At 45.3% G+C, this 19,716-nt stretch carries 11 protein-coding genes; 6 read left to right on the top strand and 5 right to left on the bottom strand.

Annotated elements, in window-relative coordinates:
- The first annotated feature begins 2 nt into the window (after nucleotides 1-2).
- The 4 genes from AB9P05_RS02680 (at nucleotide 3) to AB9P05_RS02665 (ending at nucleotide 2,663) form a co-directional block, all read left to right on the top strand.
- The gene (locus tag AB9P05_RS02680) at nucleotides 3-674 is read left to right on the top strand and encodes an NADH:ubiquinone reductase (Na(+)-transporting) subunit D (protein WP_371907269.1); all 672 of its coding nucleotides are present in this window, start codon (nucleotides 3-5) and stop codon (nucleotides 672-674) included.
- 13 nt (nucleotides 675-687) lie between these two features.
- Nucleotides 688-1,302, top strand: coding sequence for an NADH:ubiquinone reductase (Na(+)-transporting) subunit E (gene nqrE, locus AB9P05_RS02675; RefSeq protein WP_371907268.1), 615 nt, complete (start codon nucleotides 688-690; stop codon nucleotides 1,300-1,302).
- Nucleotides 1,303-1,383: 81 nt separating this feature from the next.
- Entirely contained in the window at nucleotides 1,384-1,968 is a 585-nt protein-coding gene (locus AB9P05_RS02670) for a DUF502 domain-containing protein (RefSeq protein WP_371907267.1), read from the top strand.
- Nucleotides 1,969-1,985: 17 nt separating this feature from the next.
- Nucleotides 1,986-2,663 (top strand): metallophosphoesterase family protein, encoded by a 678-nt coding sequence (locus tag AB9P05_RS02665; protein WP_371907266.1) that lies wholly within the window; start codon nucleotides 1,986-1,988, stop codon nucleotides 2,661-2,663.
- A 3-nt stretch (nucleotides 2,664-2,666) separates the two neighbouring features.
- Here AB9P05_RS02665 and AB9P05_RS02660 read toward each other — a convergent pair whose 3' ends face one another.
- Both AB9P05_RS02660 and AB9P05_RS02655 read right to left on the bottom strand, forming a co-directional pair.
- On the bottom strand, nucleotides 2,667-3,041 hold the full coding sequence (locus AB9P05_RS02660) for a response regulator transcription factor (protein WP_371907265.1): 375 nt from the start codon (nucleotides 3,039-3,041) through the stop codon (nucleotides 2,667-2,669).
- Nucleotides 3,038-6,289 carry a PAS domain S-box protein gene (locus tag AB9P05_RS02655; protein ID WP_371907264.1) on the bottom strand — a complete coding sequence of 1,084 codons (3,252 nt, stop codon included), beginning with the start codon at nucleotides 6,287-6,289 and terminating at the stop codon, nucleotides 3,038-3,040. The genes AB9P05_RS02660 and AB9P05_RS02655 overlap by 4 nt, the downstream gene beginning before the upstream one ends.
- Before the next feature lie 202 nt (nucleotides 6,290-6,491).
- Here AB9P05_RS02655 and AB9P05_RS02650 point away from each other — a divergent pair, with 202 nt between their 5' ends.
- Together AB9P05_RS02650 and AB9P05_RS02645 are read left to right on the top strand one after the other, a co-directional pair.
- Nucleotides 6,492-9,821 (top strand): UvrD-helicase domain-containing protein, encoded by a 3,330-nt coding sequence (locus AB9P05_RS02650; RefSeq protein ID WP_371907263.1) that lies wholly within the window; start codon nucleotides 6,492-6,494, stop codon nucleotides 9,819-9,821.
- Nucleotides 9,822-9,841: 20 nt separating this feature from the next.
- The gene (locus AB9P05_RS02645) at nucleotides 9,842-12,790 is read left to right on the top strand and encodes a PD-(D/E)XK nuclease family protein (protein ID WP_371907262.1); all 2,949 of its coding nucleotides are present in this window, start codon (nucleotides 9,842-9,844) and stop codon (nucleotides 12,788-12,790) included.
- Between the two features lie 72 nt (nucleotides 12,791-12,862).
- On the opposite strand, the gene AB9P05_RS02640 is transcribed toward AB9P05_RS02645, so the two are convergent.
- Genes AB9P05_RS02640 through AB9P05_RS02630 form a run of 3 tightly spaced genes read right to left on the bottom strand, consistent with a single transcriptional unit; the run spans nucleotide 12,863 to nucleotide 19,417 of the window.
- Nucleotides 12,863-14,062 (bottom strand): hypothetical protein, encoded by a 1,200-nt coding sequence (locus AB9P05_RS02640; RefSeq protein ID WP_371907261.1) that lies wholly within the window; start codon nucleotides 14,060-14,062, stop codon nucleotides 12,863-12,865.
- A 19-nt stretch (nucleotides 14,063-14,081) separates the two neighbouring features.
- Nucleotides 14,082-18,527 carry a PKD domain-containing protein gene (locus tag AB9P05_RS02635; protein ID WP_371907260.1) on the bottom strand — a complete coding sequence of 1,482 codons (4,446 nt, stop codon included), beginning with the start codon at nucleotides 18,525-18,527 and terminating at the stop codon, nucleotides 14,082-14,084.
- A 44-nt stretch (nucleotides 18,528-18,571) separates the two neighbouring features.
- Entirely contained in the window at nucleotides 18,572-19,417 is an 846-nt protein-coding gene (locus AB9P05_RS02630; protein ID WP_371907259.1) for an IPT/TIG domain-containing protein, read from the bottom strand.
- Between the last annotated feature and the right edge of the window lie 299 nt (nucleotides 19,418-19,716).

The following is a 19,716-nucleotide window of genomic DNA, read 5'->3' as shown; positions in this document are numbered from 1 at the left end:
CTATGAGTACCGATACACTAGAACAAGAGAACGTACAGGTTAAGGAGAGTGAAGGGTTACTCTCTAAAAGGAGGAAGCGGATTGTTTCTGACCCTCTTAATGATGACAACCCTATTACAGTGCAGGTACTGGGTATTTGTTCTGCCTTGGCGGTAACAACTCAGATGAAGCCTACCTTCGTAATGTCACTGTCCGTGATATTCGTAATGGTATTCTCCAGCCTTACCATATCTGCACTGCGTAAGCTTATCCCCAGCCGTGTACGTATCATTGTACAGCTTGCCGTAATCGCCACTCTTGTGGCCCTGGTTGACCAGGTGCTTAAAGCTTACCTGTATGATGTGTCCAAGCTTCTCTCAGTTTTCGTAGGTCTTATTATTACTAACTGTATAGTAATGGGACGCCTTGAGGCATTTGCCATGGGTAATAAGCCATATGACTCTGTACTGGATGCACTGGGTAGTGCGCTTGGTTATTCCTGGATTATTTTAGCGGTAGCTTTTTTCCGTGAATTACTGGGATCAGCAGCCATATTCGGATTTAAGGTTTTTGAGGCTATAGGCATAGACCAGTTCCCTACGAATGGTCTGATGGTAACTCCTGTAGGAGCCTTCTTTGTACTTGGACTTATTATCTGGGTACAGCGCACCAAAACAGGTTACGTAGAACACTAAAACGAAGGAAACAATGCAAGAACTAATCAACTTAGGCGTTAAGTCTATCTTTATAGAGAACATGGTATTTGCCTACTTCCTGGGTATGTGTTCTTTCCTTGCGGTATCCAAGAAAGTCTCGACTGCCACAGGCCTTGGACTTGCCGTAGTATTCGTACTTACCATTACTGTCCCTATCAACTGGCTCATTTACGAGCACATTCTCAGAGAGGGTGCTCTAACATGGATCAGTGCAGATTTTGCCACAGTAGACCTGAGCTTTCTTCAGTTTATCATGTTTATAGCAGTTATCGCGGCCATGGTACAGCTGGTTGAGATGGTGATTGAAAAAGTATCCCCTTCTCTATATGGCTCACTGGGTATATTTCTTCCCCTTATCGCGGTAAACTGTGCCATTCTGGGATCATCTCTTTTTATGGTCCCTCGTGGTTATGGCCTCGGTGAAGCTACTGTATTTGGTTTTTCATCAGGGATAGGATGGCTTCTTGCTATTGTAGCTCTTGCGGCTATCAGAGAGCGCCTTAAGTACAGTAATGTACCCGCCGGCCTTAAAGGCCTGGGTATTACAATGCTAATTACCGGCCTGATGGGTATTGCATTCATGTCCTTTATGGGGATTGAGCTATAAAATCTTATTACCAAAGACACAAAAGGCGCTGCATTTGCAGGGCCTTTTTTTATTTTACGGCAGCAAAAATGCCTATCGACCATGAACCGTTTTTTAAAATACTTTTTCAGAGGCCTTCTTTTTTTAGTCCCTCTTGCCCTTACAGTGTACATTGTTATCGTTAGCATTCAATGGCTGGATAATATTATTGACGTAGCCCTGCCCGGGGTGGGACTTGTCATTATCCTGGCCATCATCACTATGTTCGGGTATTTAGCCTCTACTTTGTTAGCCCGGCCTCTTTTCGATGCAATGGAACGTGCTTTGGTGAAGATTCCATTAGTGAGCCTGATATATACTTCTATTAAAGATCTTATTTCTGCATTTGTCGGAGAAAAAAGAAAGTTTGACCAGCCGGTGGTAGTCGTAATGGATGCACACACTGGGCTCAAAAAGTTTGGCTTTATCACGCAGGATGATCTTAATGTACTGGACATGCCTGGTGACGTTGCTGTATACCTACCCCATAGTTATAACTTTTCAGGTAATTTATACATACTTCCCAGAGACCGTGTAAGCCGCCTCGATGTGCCGGGTTCAGAAGTAATGAAATTTATTGTGAGTGGAGGGGTGTCCGGGTTTAGCGAAGCCGAAATTGTCGATCCAAAGGCAACAAGGATAGAGTAAATAAGTTACTTAGGTATATGGCATCATACGTAATTTCCGATATCCATGGCTGCTACCGTACCTTTAAGAAGCTTTGTAAAGATAAACTGGACCTCGGTTCTGATGATAAGTTATTTGTCCTGGGGGACCATATAGATCATGGACCGAAATCCAGGCAAGTTTTAGATTACTTTAAAGTTCTGGAAGATCGTGTAGATAACCTGATTCTGCTCAGGGGCAACCACGAACAAAGACTGCTTAGGGCATATTATGGAACATCAGATGAGGATAAGGCTAAATGGCTAAACAGTGGCGGTAAAAGAGCCTTGAAAAGTTTTGGTGTTGCCTCTGTAGAGGAGGTACCTGAGGAGTACATCGATATGATTGATGATATGCCGTACTTTCATGAGCATGGAGACTACATGATGGTTCACGCCGGTTTTGATTTCACTTCACATAAACCTTATTCCCAATATGCAGAAATGCTTGAAATACGCAATTGGGAATACGATAAGGAAATAGCAAATGGGCGTACTATCCTGCACGGGCACACGCCCACCCGTATTAAGGATATATTCCGAAATGTGAAGGCCGATGCCTCAGTTATTTGCCTGGACAACGGCTGTTGCAAAGAGGGAAACGGAATAGGCTGTCTTGTAGCGCTGGAACTGGAAAGTGGGAAACTATACAAGCAAAAATGCCTGGATGGGTCATGAGAATCAGGCCTGCCGGGCTTTCAACTGTAATTTTAATTTTTGCTCCAATTCCTCTATCTCAAATGGCTTGATCAGGTAATCATCTGCCCCGCATTCCTGTGCTATGCTTCTCACCTGGGTATTGGCAGAGAACAGGATGATAGGAAGGTGATTCTTTTCTTCCATCCGGATAGTTTTAATACAAACATCACCGGAAATATTAGGCAACCACAGGTCGATAAGTAATAAATCCGGTTTAAAGGTTTCCAGCATGTCTTTGACCTTTATAGCTAGGTCGACTGCTTTTACATTGTAACCAGTCATCTGTAGGAGCATAGTGACCGATGTTCTTACATCCGGGTCATCCTCACACAACAAAATTTTATGAGTGGTAGTCATTCAGGGCTTTCAATTTTCAACTTCACAGTAAATATACTTCCTTCCCCGGATTTACTCTCTAATGTAATGCTACCGTCATAGTGATTCACGATAGACGCAGCCATATAAAGCCCCAGGCCCATACCTCTGATGGATTTGTTTTTTTCGGCACGATAAAACTTTTTGAATATCTGAGGCCTATCGACCTCATCTACACCCATGCCATGATCAATGATCTTTATTACAGCCTCGCCGTCAGTATAAGAGCGGATAATTTGTATATATTCATTATCCGGTGAGTACTTAACAGCATTTTGGAGAAGGTTGTTAAAAACCTGTTCAAGTCTTACCCTGTCTGCCTTGATTGTTTGCCCTATTGTTCCGGACAATTCAAACTGGTGAGTTTTTATAGCCTTTTTATAATCCTCAACCGTCTCCTCTATCATGTTATCCAGTGAGAATGGTTCATCATGATAAGAAAAGTGTGCCTTTCTGGATGTAGAAACGTCCAGTAGGTCTGTAATTAAATTTTTAAGTTTTACTGTGGCCTCATATGATTTTCTAAGATATTCAGGAAAGTCCGGATCGTTCAGAGGGAGCCTTTTTAATAGTCCCAAGGTAGCCATGAGGCTTGTAAGGGGAGTTCTGAGCTCATGACCGGCAATACGAAGGAAAGCATCTTTATATTCCTCTATTTCTTTCTGAATACTTATGTCTGTAAAGGTGCCGAACCATTTGGTTACTTCACCATTTTGCCTCGCAGGGGAGCCCAGCGCTAACACCCAGAACGGGTTGCCATGCAGGTCGGTAAGTTTAAATTCAGCAAAAAAAGGCACCCCTTCTTTTATACATTCATCGTATTTGGCCTTTACCCGCATGCGGTCTTCATCCGCTACACTTTGCAACCACCCTTCGTCAAGGCTGTTCTCAACATCCATCCCGGTCCATTCTTTCCATTTATTACTGAGAAATAATAACCTGCCGTGACTTTCTGCGGTCCAAACCACCTGGGGGATCGTTTCGGTCATGGTTTCAAATTCCTCAGCTTTCAGCGTCATAAGCTGGCTGGTATCATGTTGGTCCTGAATGTCTGTGGCAGTTCCTACCCATTTCAGTAGCTTACCTTCGTTGTCAAAGTATGGCCGCCCTTCTTCCAGAAACCACCTGTAGTTTCCATCATAACATTTTAGACGGTACTCTACCTGAAAGGGTTTATTTTTCTGGATTTTCTGACTCCAGACTTTTTGCGAAGTCTGTAAGTCATCCGGATGAATGGCTCGTTTCCACCCGGATTTTATGGATTCTTCAACCTCCATACCGGTAATTTCACACCACCTTTTATTAAAGTAGTCTGTGATTCCATTTTCATCCCCTGTCCATATGATGACCGGCATTGCGTCCGTAAGCTCCTGCAGGTGCCTGTTCAGGGTGTTCAAGGCCATTGAGGTCCTTTTTAGTTCATCTATATCAAATGCGCTACCATGCCACTTAACTATTTCACCCTTTTGATTCCTCATTGGGTTCACCTTAGTATGGTACCACGCATATTCCCCTGAACGCTGTCGTATCCTATGTTGAGCAGAATAATTATTGCCCTTTTCTATGGCTACACTCCAGCTCTTAAAAACCTCCTCTAATTCATCCGGATGAAGCATTTTGTGTCGCATGCTTCCTTCAGAAACATCTTTATCTGTGAGACCAGTAACCTGCCTGAAGGTTTCATTGATGTATTTCACCACGCCTTTATTATCAGCCGTCCAGATAATATGCGGTAGGTTATCAGCCATGAAGGTGAATTCCTCCATCTCTTCCAGTTTTTTTTCTGCTTCCAGCAGGTCTGAAATATCCCTGCCCTCCGGAAGTAAATAGACAACGTCTCCCTTATCGTCTCTTACTGGTTTCAGGCTGAAATCGATTATGATTACATCTCCGTTTTTATCCTTAATAGGCATGTTTCTACGAACAAAACCCCCGTTAGCTACCTCAGTTACAGCTTCCTTAAGGACGGATAGATTTTCCTCACCAAAAAACCAGGGGCTATCCCAGATATACTGGCCTAGCACTTCGGTAAGTCCAATATCTATAAACTCCAGGGCAGGCTTGTTTACCTCCAGTATCCGGCCTTTGGTATCCATAAGCCCCATAAACTGAAAGGTACCATCAAAGATAGCCCTGAATTTCTGCTTAAGTGTATTGAGCGCAGTCAGGTCATGGCAGGTTATTATGGCTGAGGTAACCTCATTCCTTTCATTTTTTTGGGGTATAAATATGATATGTAGATCGAAGTCCAGGCCTTTTATCTTAAAGGTGTCAAAGATCTCGACCCGTTCGCCCTTCATCACTGACTTAAAGTACGGCAGGAGCCGGTCACGATCTCTCTGAGAAATGTTAAGATCATAAAAATTTTTTCCGATGATCTTGCTATAGTTTATGCCAAAACGCTGTATAGAACCGTTCACATATTGGCAGTTAAGCGATGGATCTATCTTTACAATAATGTCCGGAGTCTGGTTAAGCAGGGTTTGTAGCTTGCTTCTGTCCACACTCTCCATTTCCAGTTGTCTGAATCTGGAAATATCCCTCACCGTAAGAATAGCATTAGATATCTGTCCGTTTTCATCTTTGAGAGGGTTGAAGGCGTATTCGTATAGGGTTGATTCTGATCCGAATGCTCCTTCTGCTTTAAATTCATGTCCGTCAAAAGCATGTTGCCAGGCAGGTAATGCTTTGGCATAATCTTCTTCATTTCCCCCTACGGCATCTAAGAGTGACATACCAGGCTGCAGATCTACGCCATAGACCTTTTTTATTTCATTCTTATAGGGCAGGTTAAATGAGACATAGCAAAATGAAGCATCCACCAGAGCGATGAGATCTGCGGTTTGCTCCAACATTTTAAGCATGAAGTAGGGGGTGTCTGAGACGCCAAGCTTATCGGAGAGGTAGCATATGGCTGAATCGCCAAGGATCACCACCTGTCCTTTTACCTTATAAAAAAGACTGTCTTTCCTGAGTACAAGATCAAATTCCTGCTCCTGACTGGTGCGAAAATGGGCGGCTACAATTTTTTTAAGCTTATCAGTGATATGACCGTCATCATTCGAACCTATTGTGACCATATCATTATACTTGACATTGGTACTCTCCAGCTCAATATCCAATGGGGTGGCGGTTTTTACATGCCCTTTACAGTAGAAAACAACTGCGCCTCTTTGGTCAAATTCGATTACACGTTTGAGGATGTTAGCGTTAGCTCTATCAGGATTCACCTATAATCGGGGATTAGGGAAAAAATATTCCTGTTGAAAAAAGATTAGTCTACAGTGCGAAAATATCTAAATGAGTACGGTATCAAACGTAAAATGTTAAAATTATCTGGACATAATTTAAAATAGTATCTTTCCGGCGGATAGAGATTGTTACGGCTATTCCCCTCTGATTGTCAGGGGTTAACAAAACTTCCATTTATTTATGACCGAGCTGGCTCCTTTTCTTATTTACCGTTCTAGTGCAGGTTCCGGTAAGACCTACACCCTGGCCCGGGAGTATATCCGGCTGGCTATACAACAGCCAGCCACCTTCCGGACAATACTCGCAGTAACCTTTACAAATAAGGCTACGGAAGAAATGAAGAGCAGGATAGTAAGCTTTCTGTATAAGCTGAGCCGGAGTGAAGAGCCGTCTCTGGCGGCTTATCTTATGCAGGAGCTAACTATGGATGAGGCAACCTTAAAGCAGCGGGCTGAAAACACCCTGTCCGAAATACTCCATGGCTTTTCGCGATTTAATGTAAGTACAATAGATAGCTTTTTTCAGAAGGTAATCAGAGCCTTTGCGCGCGAAATAGGCCTTCAGAGTGGGTTTAAGGTAGAACTGGACCAACAAAAAGTACTGGGCGAACTTGCTGACAAGGTAATGGCTGAAGTGGGCCGGAAGAAGGGGCTTACGGAATGGCTTGTAAGGTTCGCAGAGGAAAAGGTGGAGGAAGGGAAAAGCTGGGATCTTCGCGGAAACATCATGGAACTTGGAGGTGAAATCTTCCGGGAGGTCTATAAGAGTGTGGAACCTGGCTTACAACAGGCCTCTGAAAAGGGGTTTTTGAATGAGTTTCGCAAGGACTTGATTGCCGTCAAAAAGAAGTTTGAAAGTGAAATGCAGGCCTGCGGGCGTCAGGCAATCGAAGTTATGCAACAGCATGCGCTTACTATAGATGATTTCAGCTATAAAAAGAGCGGAGTAGGGGGGTATCTCCATGGCCTTGCCGAGGGTAGGGGAGGAGAAAAAGCAAGCGGATTTGCCCCGGGGAAGAGGGTGCTGGATGCACTGGGAGACGCTGAAAAGTGGACCTCTAAAAGTAGTAAACGGCGCAGTGTAATTCTAGAGGCAGTTGAAGGCGGTTTGCAGCAGTGTCTACAGGAAGCGGTAGATTGCTTTGAGCGGGATCATTCCCTCTACATAACAGCATTAGAGGCCCTAAGGTATTTTTATACTTTCGGCATTCTTACAGATCTTACGGCCAAACTTCAGGAGTACCGGGAAGAAGAAGGTGTAATGCTCATTTCTGATGCGGCACCGTTTCTTAACCAGGTCATTAGCGGCAATGATAGTCCTTTCGTGTACGAAAAAGTGGGAGCATATATCCGACACTATCTCGTGGACGAATTTCAGGATACCTCAGCGTTACAATGGCGTAATCTTCACCCGCTGGTATTAGAAGCGATCTCCCAAGGTCAGTTGAGCATGGTGGTAGGAGATGTGAAACAGAGTATTTATCGCTGGAGAGGGGGGGATTGGAGGCTATTGCTGGATGGGCTCTCGCAGTCTTTTCAGGGAATGTATACAGAACTTCACCTTGATCGTAACTGGCGTAGCCGGCAAGAGATCATTCAGTTTAATAATGCCCTGTTTACTCTTTTACCTGCAATACTCAGAAATAAACTGGCCGAACACCTTCCGATGAAAGCAGAAGTGCCTGCTGCAGGTTATTTTGATAAGGTATATGAGCATGTGGCTCAAAAAGATCCTGGCCTGTCAGATAAACGTACTAAGGGGTATATTGAGCTGAATTTCCTGCAGGAGAAAGATGAGAGTTATGGTGAGGACGAGGAGCTTACGAGCTGGAAGGATGAGGTGCTCAGGCGGCTTCCTATGGATATTGAAAGACTGCAGGAAAAGGGATTTGCAGCTGGTGACATTGCTATATTGACTCGTACAGCGCGTGATGGCAAACGAGTGGCCGACCGGCTGATGGAGTATAAAAATACTGCAGAGATAAAAGAGGGTATCAACTATGAAGTGGTCAGTAGTGAAAGTCTCTTTGTGGGCAGTGCTTATTCGGTACATATTCTGCTACAGGCATTCCGCCACCTGCACAACCGCGAGGATACGGTAGCTCTGGCCAATCTGATACATGATTACAACCGATACATACTGGGGGATGTAAAAACGCCAGTGTCTGATCTTCTTCGACCCAGGAAGGCCTCGGATGATAACCTGGCAAATGTATTGCCCCCCACCTTCTGGCATCACAGAGAAAGTTTGGCGAGGCTTCCATTATTTGAGCTTGCGGAAAGACTCATAGCTTCTTTTTCTCTGAACACTATGAAGGATGAGTTTCCTTACCTTCAGGCCTTTCAGGATCTTGTGCTGGACTTTTCCAGGGAGCAAAGGGCTGATATCGGTGGTTTTCTGGAGTGGTGGAATGAAAAGGGGCATACGAGTACGGTACCGATGCCTGAAAAAATGGATGCCATTCGTATTCTGACCATTCACAAAAGTAAAGGCCTGCAGTTCCCTGTGGTTTTTATGCCGTTTTGTGATTGGGAAATTGATCACGGGACCAAATCAAACATCCTGTGGTGCAGTACCGAAGGACTGCCTGAGCCATTTTCCCGTACTCCCTTTCTTCCTATCAGGTATAATAGTGCACTGGCCGGGTCTTACTTTGCAGGAGAGTACCTTGAAGAGATGTCCAGGGCGTTTCTTGATAATTTGAACCTGCTGTATGTGGCGCTTACCAGGCCAGAGTCTGCCCTGATAGTTTATGGCCACTCTGCCTTTCCGGCAGGAAAACCTCCAAAGTTGAAGTCAGCCGGACATTTGCTGCACTATGCCGTATCTCGTGGTTCGGAGGACGTAAAGGAGTTTGCCATGCAGGACTATTATGATGCTGAAAGTGAAAGCTTCCGTTTTGGTACACTAGGTGGAGACAGATCTGATAATGCTGAAAGCAATGAAGAAAGACCTGCCCTAAAGCACTATCCTGTCACAACGGATATCAGCAGCCGGCTGGTCATCAGGCCAAGGTCACCTTACAGGCCGGGACGCGAAGCAGATAACAACGAGGAAGCACGTATGCGAGGCACGGTAATTCATGATATACTGGCTGGTATGGATACGTGGAAAGAACTAGAGCAATCCATGAGACGCACGGCTTTCCAGTATGGCCTGACTGAAAAGGAACGGGATACGTATCAGGACCTTATTGACAGGCTTGGAGAGCTACCGGAGATAAGGGAATGGTATGGCGGAGGATATGAAGTAAAGAAGGAGGCAGAGCTGGTAGCACCGGGCGGGAGAATATACAGACCGGATCGTGTGATGAGAAAAGGGAAAGAAATAATAGTGCTCGATTTTAAGACAGGTACGGATGATGCGGCCCATCACCAGCAGGTTCAGGGGTACCTTACACAAATTCAGGCTATGGGGTATGAAGAAGCTAAAGGATGGCTTGTGTACGTGGATAACCTGAGGCTGGTGCCGGTAACGGCTTCCTCGCAGATGAACCTTTTTGAGCGGTGAAAGATATGAACCTAACTGATATGAATAAGCCCTTCCTTCAGCAATTGGCTGAAAAGTTATTCAATGAACATGGTAAGCAAATAGGTCAGGTAACCGTGGTGTTTCCTAATAGAAGAGCAGGTTATTTCTTTAGAAAGTACCTGTCTGCTCTTATCAAGAGCCCGATTTGGAGCCCTGAAGTATATAGCATCGAGGAGTTTATTATGATGCATAGCCCTCTCCTGGAAGCTGACCGGATTACACTGGTATTTACCCTTTACCAAGCCTATAAAGATATACTCGCCTATGATGAGGGTTTTGATAAGTTTTACGGATGGGGTGAAATGCTTCTTGGAGACTTTGATGAGATTGACCGCTATATGGTAGAGGCAAACAGCTTGTTTCGCAACATGGTCGAATTGAAACGAATTGATACTGTCTTTGCCTACCTCACGGAGGACCAAAGACAGTTGGTGCGTAATTTCTGGCGTTCCTTTAGCGGCGAACTCAGCTCTGAGAAAAAGAATTTTCTTCGTCTATGGGAGAATCTTGAAAAGGTATACGACCGTTTCCGTCAGGTACTGAGTCAGCAGGGGCTTGGCTATCCCGGCATGATATACCGGGAGGTGGCCAACAATATTTCGCAATCGGCAGATGCTAAAAGAAAGGTTGTCTTTGCAGGGCTAAATGCGCTAACCCGGTCTGAGGAGCTTATTATTTCCTATTATCTGAAAGAGAAACATGCCTCCGTTCAGTGGGATGCTGATGATAGCTACCTGCATGATTCCCGCCAGGAAGCGGGTATGTTTTTACGACGATACCGCAACCACCGCGTTTTTGAATCGACTTTCAAAGATCAGAGCCTGACTGATATGCGTAGCCAACCAAAGGAGGTGAACTTAATAGGAGTGCCGCACGAGACAGGGCAGGCTAAAAAGGCAGGGGAGTTGCTACTGGATCTGCAAAAGGCAGGAAAGCTGAAAAACCCTGAAAAAACGGTAGTGGTACTGGCCGATGAGGCTATGCTCTTCCCGGTACTTCACTCGCTGCCACAGTCAAGAAAGGAAGAACAGGATGCGCTGGCGGTGAATGTAACCATGGGTTATCCGCTTCGTGAAACGAGTCTTTATAGCCTGCTGGAACAACTGGTGGAAATGCAGGAGTTTGCTTCACGGCGAGCTAAAGCTGATAAGAACGAGACAGAGCACGAGGGTGTCGAGCAAAACTATGCTTACCAGTACCGACACGTTATTGCCATACTTAGGCATCCGCTGATCTACTACAGGATGCCTGGGGCATCTGATGAAATTCTGGATGATATTGAAAACCGCAATCGACTTTCTATACCGGCCACAGAGCTGACAGATAGTAAGTGGCCGGATCAGTTATGCCGGCTATTTGCACCTCTACCAGCAGCTGGGGGAGTCATACCTTATCTCCTGGCGGTGCTGAAGGATATTCGTATGTATCGATTGGCGGATCTGCAGCCAACCGGCCGTGCAGACCTGGAGCTGGAATATGTGTTTGCTTTTGAGAGTCACCTGAAGCGGCTGGGAGATACGCTGGCGAAGAACTCTCTTGAGATCGGACTGGAAACTTTTCTCAGGCTGTACAGAAACCTGGCCCGTTTTCTCAGGGTGCCATTTAGCGGCGAACCCTTGAATGGGTTACAGATTATGGGGATGCTGGAAACCAGGAATCTGGATTTTGACCATGTCATCATGCTTAATATGAATGAGGGGGTGTTTCCTCCTATATCTTCAGGCAGTAGTTACGTACCATACGCACTAAGGCGTGCATTCGGTCTTTCCACGCCGGAGCATACTGACGCAGTAAGTGCTAATGTGTTTTATAACCTTCTACGCAGGGCTCAAAAAGTCACTTTGCTTTATAATGCCACGGTAAGCACCCGCAATAGCGGGGGGATGAGCCGCTTTCTCTATCAACTTATTTATGAGCGCCCTGAGGAGTGGACTTTTAGCCACACAGTGGTCAGCAATGCTGTTAGGGGGCGGCAGCCGGTGTCAATCAGTGTAGATAAGACTGACTCCATTATGAGTAAGATGGATAAGTGGTTTAAAATAGATGGAGTCATGCCTGAAAGACCCATGACAGCAAGTGCCATCAACGCATATCTGGACTGCCGTCTGCGATTTTATTTCAGGTATGTTGCAGGCTTAAAGGAGGCAGATGAAGTAGAAGAGGAGGTGGACCAGCGTATCTTCGGAAACATTCTGCATGAGGCCATGGAGTTTCTTTATGAAGAGTTTATCGAACGAAAAAAAGAGCCGCTGCTGGAGCCTTCTGATTTTCCTGTCCTGAGGGAAAGGCTTCCTGCTGCCGTTGAGAAAGCATTCAAAAATCATTACGGAGGCACGAATAAGGCTGAGGAAAAAGCATTCAGGTTTGAAGGACGGAATGTAATAGCCAGGGAGATAATTATGAAAATGGCAGGCAAGGTTTTGGATAAGGATCGCCAGGATGCCCCATTTGAAATATTAGGCCTTGAGAAGCAGGGTTATACTCTGGAGGTGCCTGTGAATGAAAGTACGGTCGTACTGGGAGGAATAATTGACCGGGTAGACAGTAAAGATGGCCACGTAAGGGTGATAGACTACAAAACGGGTAAGGATGACAAAAAAGTGGCGAGCATAGAGAGCCTCTTCGACAGGGAAGACCCTAAACGGAATAAGGCGGCCATGCAGACTTTTTTATACGGATTTCTATACCAGACCCAGGCAGGGAAAAAAAGCAGTGCGGTAATGCCAGGACTTTATAATGTTAAAGAGCTCTTTGGCAGGGATTTCAGTATGACGTTTGTCATGGACAAACACCCTGTGTTGGATGTTTCGCCTTACCGGACTGAGTATCTGGAAAGGTTGGGGGGGCTGCTGAGTGAAATATATGATGTGGCTCAGCCATTTGATCAAACCCCTGATGAAGACAAATGCCGGCACTGCCCGTATAAAGTGATATGCCACAGGGGCTAGCCTGGTAGTAGAAATAAAGGAGAGCCGGTAAAGGGCTCTCCCAGTGTGTCGAAACTATATACTACAAATGAATTACTGAGGGGTTGAATCAAGTATATTTCCTTGATTGTCAGTTTTGTATAATGCAATTATGGAGTTGTTTGCAAAGTGTACTGTGCCAAGGAGCAATATATCTCCAAGGGGCGTTCTGGTAATATGATGAATCTCATCAGGGCCCGTTCCACTGCCATAGGATTTTCGCCACAACTCGTTTCCCTCCCGGTCTGTTTTTATTAGCATCCAATCTTCAAGAGAAAGGCCGTTGTCATAGTATCCGCCTAGTAGCAAGCCTCCGTTGCCACTGGGTTCAGCCCAGTTTATTTCCTGGTCTGAGTTGCCAGAGATGATTTTTGTCTGCTCTACAGCAAAGGTATTTCCCGTAAGCCGTATGTTCATTATAGCTATTCTTTTACCGGATCCGGTATGTACATTACCGGCAAGCAGGTACTGACCACCCGTTCGTTGCATGCCGGCAGAGCGAATAGATGAAGCTCCCTCTGGGAGAATGTTCTGCTGACTTAAGATAGCGCCTTGGCTGTCTGTAGCCACAAGCACAATTTCGTTATCCGAACCGCGGGCGACAGTGCCTGCCCAGGCGTATCCTGATGCTGTCTGAACTACTGAACTAATACTGCGCAGGGGGCCGATATTGCCATAGTTTTCAGTCCACAAAGTACTTCCTGCCGCATCTATTTCACGCAGGGCCACGTCAGTGACTTTACCGTTCTCCCCAATAGTATTTCCCAGTATAAATCCGCTTTGGGTTTTCAATATGGTGGCAGCAATGTCATCTTGCCCCGGTATCCCATAAGTAATTGAGTCCATCACGCTACCTGCCGCATCTGTACGCAAGAGCAGAACGTCCATGTCGCCTTCATGGGATGTGACGGTACCGTATAGGATAGCGCCGCCTTCATCATCTGCCAGCACATGGCTTGCATTAGTAAAGGCGCTGTTACCTCCATATGTCCTTTCCCATAGAACCCTGCCATTGAGATCGGTACGGGCGGCATACATGCGGGTAAAACGGGTTCCCTCCGGACTGGCTGCCTGGCTGTTTCCCGCTAGCAGGTACCCTTCGCCTGGCAGGCTGGCTACGGCATAGCCTTCATCATCATAGGCGGAACCGTAGTATCTGATAAACCGCTCCGGTTCGGCCACCTCCACACTATCTGTGCAAGCCCCGAGGCTCAGTATGCCTGCTATTCCGATGGATAAAAGGTGCTTTTTCATGTTATCGGGTCCTTCTTTATTATCGTAGCAGTAGCTTTTTTACCACTTGCTGCCCCTTATTATCATAGATCCTCACAAGGTACAGCCCTCTGGGTAGTTGGCTGATTTGTAATTCATAGGCGCGGCTTCCTCCAGGTACGACGTAATGGCCGTGAGTTTTACCCGTCATGTCAATCAGTGATACTTCATATGGCTGTATGGTAGGGTAGGGGAAGGTAAGAGCGACTACGTCTCTTGCCGGATTAGGGTAAAGGCCTATTTCCTCACTAGCCATATCATCGGCTATCCCGGTCACCCGGGTGGCATCTACGGGCTGAGCCACAGGCAGGTATGCCGATTGCAGCACAGGCCTTATCGGATGATTATATTCATCATAGTACTGTATGTCAGTAAATTGCAGCCAGGACACCAGGCTAAACGTGGAGGCCTCGGCTGTATGAGGAGGGGCCCATTCCATAGTGACATTATCGGTACGGTCTATCCCTGGCTCCCAAGGCCCGTCTATATATACGCCGGTGGCAGGAGATACGAAGTCATAAAACACCTTACGCATGGTTTCGCCACTTTCAGTCATGGTCTCCATCACGACGGCTGTTTTTAGAGATAATCGCTGATTAATAGCTGTATCGCTGTTTATTATGGTGCCATTGTATATCACATCTACTGATATCTGGAGTGGATCTCCATTACGCCCACCGGTGTAAGTGGTTGCCAGTTCGAAAGGTGTGGATTCAAGGGAGTGGAATGTGGTGGCAGTAGGCCCCCATCCGTCGGTGAAATTAACCGGGGAATTGTACCTGCCTTCCACAACTGTTACGCCGGGTCCGGATATCCCATAAGTCAGCCAAGGCACACCATGAACCTGAGGGTTATGTGAGAGGTATACTTCATCTTCCACGGGATCAGGGATGTGGTACTGTATCTTAACTACGTCATCCCTGCTTTCGTCGTAGGTCATTAGTGCCTCACGTTCAGCTTTGGCACCTGCATCTGTCAGGTTGGTGAAATGCTCCAGCAGCACCAGTTTGTTCTTATTAAACACCCTGACCTCATCCAGCGAAAAGCCGCCAAATATAGCATCGATCGGGTTATCTGTGTTACTACCAAATGCCAACCGGAAACGTACCAGTCCATTTCCGGAAGCAGCCGCCGCGGAAACTTCAGCAAGAGGGTATTTACCTACTGTCCAGCCGGTATCTGAGCCGGACCAGCCTTTTCTGGAAGCATTAAACTCTTCGCCGGGCTGTCCGAGCAGGTTATCAGTATTGTACCAGCCCACGCCATCAGGGCCGTCTCCCAGTACTACCCAGTCTATGCCGCCATCTGTACTATAGAGCACTACGGCACCGTCATTTCCATTATCCGTATCGCACTCGTAGTATAGGTTCATCTGGGGGTCGTCATACACGCTCATATCGATACAGGCGCTTTCGAGGTAGCTCTTTTCGTTATTAAAGTATGTGCCGCTATTATCACGGGTCGTCCATGCCATCCCTACAGAATCTATCTGCTCAAGTCTCCAACTGCTTAGTCCTAAGCTATCAAGGATGTGGCTGTTAAGCCAGCCATTGGCTTCAGGTGAGTAGCCGGCTTCAAACTGTTCCCTGTATAGCTCGGCTGAAATTACCGGGAAAATGAATATCTCACGGGTAAGTTGGTCACCGCATCCTTTGGCTGTTTCGATGGTGAGGGTGACTACCTTTTTGCCTGTACTGGTATAGACGTGCTCGGCTATAGGGGTAGAGGCATCCAGTGTATCTGTTACGCCATCACCATAGTCCCATATGTAGCGGTCTATCGAATAGCTGGTATCTGCTGCATCAGCATTGGCGGCTACCGTAGCATCAAAGGTGGTAGGGTTATTTTCGCAGTACCCGTATGAGGTGTAATCCATCACAGGCAGTGGATAAATAGCTACATTCTTTTTAGTGGTAAATGAGCAGCCACCGGCGTTGGTGATAGTAAAGGTAACAGTTTGGAACCCTGCCACGGCAAATTTTTTCGATACGGTACGACCGCGCTGTACCGTACCGTCACCAAACTCCCATACATATGTAGTGGAACTGTCTGCTGCTTCGGGTTCAGTAGCAGTAAATAGTGTTGTCTGTCCCAGGCAGAAATTTTCTACCGTGTACGTGCTGTCGGGTGAAGGGAAAATAGTTACCTCATCTGATTCAAAGATACCGGTACACCCTGTATTGCCATTAGTAAACGAGTATCTTACTATGTACGTATCTGCCGGTAATAACCGGGGCTCAAAGTAATAATCACCGACTGTGTCCTGGGTAATGGCAGCATAGGTGCTGGTGACATCATCCCCGGAAAGGTTAAATATCTGTAGATCCACAGTGTTGGTTTTCGGTTCAGGATTGAGCTTGAGCTCTATTTTTGAAGGATCTGCCTCACAGTATTCTGTTCTAAGCCCTGTAAAGAAAGGGGTGGGGTTAGGGTTAATAGTAATCGGAAATGACCTTGAGGCAGAGCAGCTTCCGGATGCCTTGGTGTAACCTACAGAATAGGTAAAGCCAGGATCCAGTTGTGTGGGGTCAAGGGTAACTTGTCCGTTTGTTTCTACCAGTATATTCGCGGGGTTGACTGTATCTGCAGCGTAAGTGATGATCATGTTACTGATATCTGCAGCAATAAGGTTACCACTCCCGTCATTTTCCATGATAGTCAGTGCGGCTTCAGATTCGCAGACTGCAAATCCTGCAAGTGAGGTAGTATCTGTGGAATTAACGACAGACAGGCCAAAGTCAGGAGACGAAGTGACTGTAAAGCTGTCATTCGCCGTTTCAATACATACTCCGTTATCATACTCTAATACGACAGAGTAAGTACCGGGATTTAGTGCTGAGGGTACAAATTGCTGGGCACTGTTGATAGCAGTACTGGTAATGTCGGTGGTGTCGCTGAGGATAGTGATTGTGCCATAGCCATCATTAGGGCTAACCAGTTCGCCCAGGTTTATATTTGAGCTTTCGTCACAATATTCAGGGGCAAAGGATACTGACACCGCAGGTTTAGCCACTATGGTAAAGCTGGCTTTCCTGGGAGGTGTTTGCTTTTCTGCTGTGCTGCTGCTACAGGTTGTGATACAGTAGTTTAGTTCCTGTTCACAATCATTGTAACATACATCCCTATCCGGGTTGTAATATGTGGCATACGCCTGGTCAGTTACCGCTTTTGGTAATGGAATGGTAGTTGAAAATTGCGGGGCTACTTTGCCACTTTGATTGCTGCTACCGAAGGTCTTAGGGCTGCCAAGCGGCTGATAAAAAGGGTCCGTAGGGTAGAGTATAGGGTCTTTAATAATGATGTCAGGGTACTTTATATCGCATGTACGCCTACAATCATCATAGGAATTAAAGCAAAGGTTTTCACAATCGCCTTGTGAGATGGAGCTATAGGTACGGTAGGCAGAAATGGCTATCGTATCTATAGGATAGTCAGCGAGGTTTATATTAAAGTAAGCATCACCAAGCTCACTGTAGGGATTGCCATTAATATCAAAGAGGTCTACTGTCTGTCCAAATACTTCTACAACAGTACCGGTAGTGCTGCCGCTATATATTTCATCGGGGTCAAAGTATACTTTGAAAGTTCCCTCGTCCTCGCAATAGGTAGGGTCTAAATCAGGTCCACTGATACTTTCAACATGAAATATGGAGGGAATAACAATGGAAAAAGCAATGGGACTTGCACTTGCTTTACAACCATCGTCCTCATAGGATACCTTGAGTGAGTAGGTGCCTGCATCTTCAGGGCAGGTTACAGTGTAGATACCATTATTAAAGTCTACAGTAAAGTTGGAAGTCACATCCTGATTACTTCCATCTTCAATAACTAGAGAATGTTTTGCTTTATCTTTGTCAGGTGCATTTACAACTATATTGAAAGTTTCATTGGGCGCGAATCTGTTATCTACAGAAGTAGTAGAAGCATATATGTAGGCTTCAGGTGTAGTAAATGAAAGCTCAGTAAGGTTATCGAATGTTTGTGAGTCTAAATCTTTTTCGATGAAAATAGACATAGCACCACTTGCAGAAGGGCTTTCTGCTGTAATTTCCAGGCCAGATATAGTTAGCTTGTCCTGATGATCACTGCTTACATTTTTGAATGTAATAAATATTGCTGATGGAGTGTGATAAACATCTATGTTGGATTTTTCAAAATCAGTGTCAGTATTGTCTGTATCTACATTAGCGACGTTATAATCATAGGCACTATTAATCTTATAACCAGTAGGAACTGAAATAACAATTCTAACATTGTTTGAAAACCAAACGTTCTTACCATTTTTTTCACTGATGACAAGATCAAAAGTTCCAGAACTGGCTGATTTACACAATTTAGTGTTTGGGTTGCCGTTTAGCTCTAGATTATAGTCAAGGTTACTTCCCGTTGACCCTGTAAGTAGATCAATGATACTACCTCGTCCAAAGGACGAGGTAGTAACTATCATTATAACAAGTAAACTAAGTAAAAACGTTTTCACCACAGGTTGATTTATTTTTCTGTTCTATACACAAAATCTACAAAGCCAGCTACGTAGTTTTCTCCGGCATTGACCTTTGGAAATTGGGCTGTGTTTTCGCCATTTGTGGCTACAAGGTTTAATAGCTCGATGCTACCTCTTGTAAATGGATAGGTAACATCACTGACGTAGCTTGCATCTTCCCCTAAAGCTATATACATAGTAATCCTGTATTTCTTACCTTCTTCTAGGGCTATAGGGTCTATTAACTCTACGTAGTTAAAAGACGTGGCAGACGTTATCGTTAAACTATCTAATAGTGTCTCATTTTCATCAGCCCACACATATACAGTTACATCTTTACTTGTAGGGTAAACAACTGCCATATCAGTAATGTCGCCACTCTTAAGCGCAGTAAAATGATAACCATATTGGATGTTGCTCGGCAAAGAACTTGTAGTTTTGGCCTCGCTACTGCTGTTGTCAATTTGCTGTTTGAGCGCCATGGTCTCTTCCAATACGGTAAACTCAGCAGTAGATGTGCCTGTCTGACCGTCTACCGTAACTGAAACAGGTCCGCTAACAGCGCCCGTTGGGACTTCTACCTCCAGGCTGGTGGATGAAGCTGATGTGACAGTTGCCGCAACGCCGCTAGAGAAGTTGACGCTGTTTTCACTGCTGGTTTCTGAGAAGTTGGTTCCGTTTATGGTGATTGTCTCTCCTTCTAATCCGCTGTCAGGCGAAAAGGAAGAAACAGTGGGAGCAGGCATTACTTCCGGACCTTCATCATCGCTTCCACATGCTGTCATAAATCCGATCACACCTGCCATGGCGAATGCCTGAAGGGTTCGTAGCTGATTTTTGTAGGTTAACCTCATTTTTTTGAGTTTTGATAAAGTTGAATGATAGTTGATAAATCGATTTTTTAATAGGTTCTAATATCAGACCAGATAGATAAATCCAGCCTTGCAGTAGCCCCAAAATTACTTAATCAATTCGCGTTAAATTGTACTAATCTTGTGTAAATCCTTACCTCTCTAAGAAGAACTCACACAGGGGAAGGAAGAAAGTAAATAGCTGTTCCGACACTAGTTACCGTTGAAGAGAATAAAATTAAGGGGAGAGAGAAATTACCAGTACTTTGGTCCTTTTCCGGTGGTTGTTTTTAGGGGTTTTG

This window comes from Roseivirga sp. BDSF3-8, from assembly GCF_041449215.1.
Lineage (GTDB): Bacteria > Bacteroidota > Bacteroidia > Cytophagales > Cyclobacteriaceae > JBGNFV01.
Note: the sequence above shows the minus strand (reverse complement) of the source record. Positions and strands in the feature narration are given on the sequence as shown.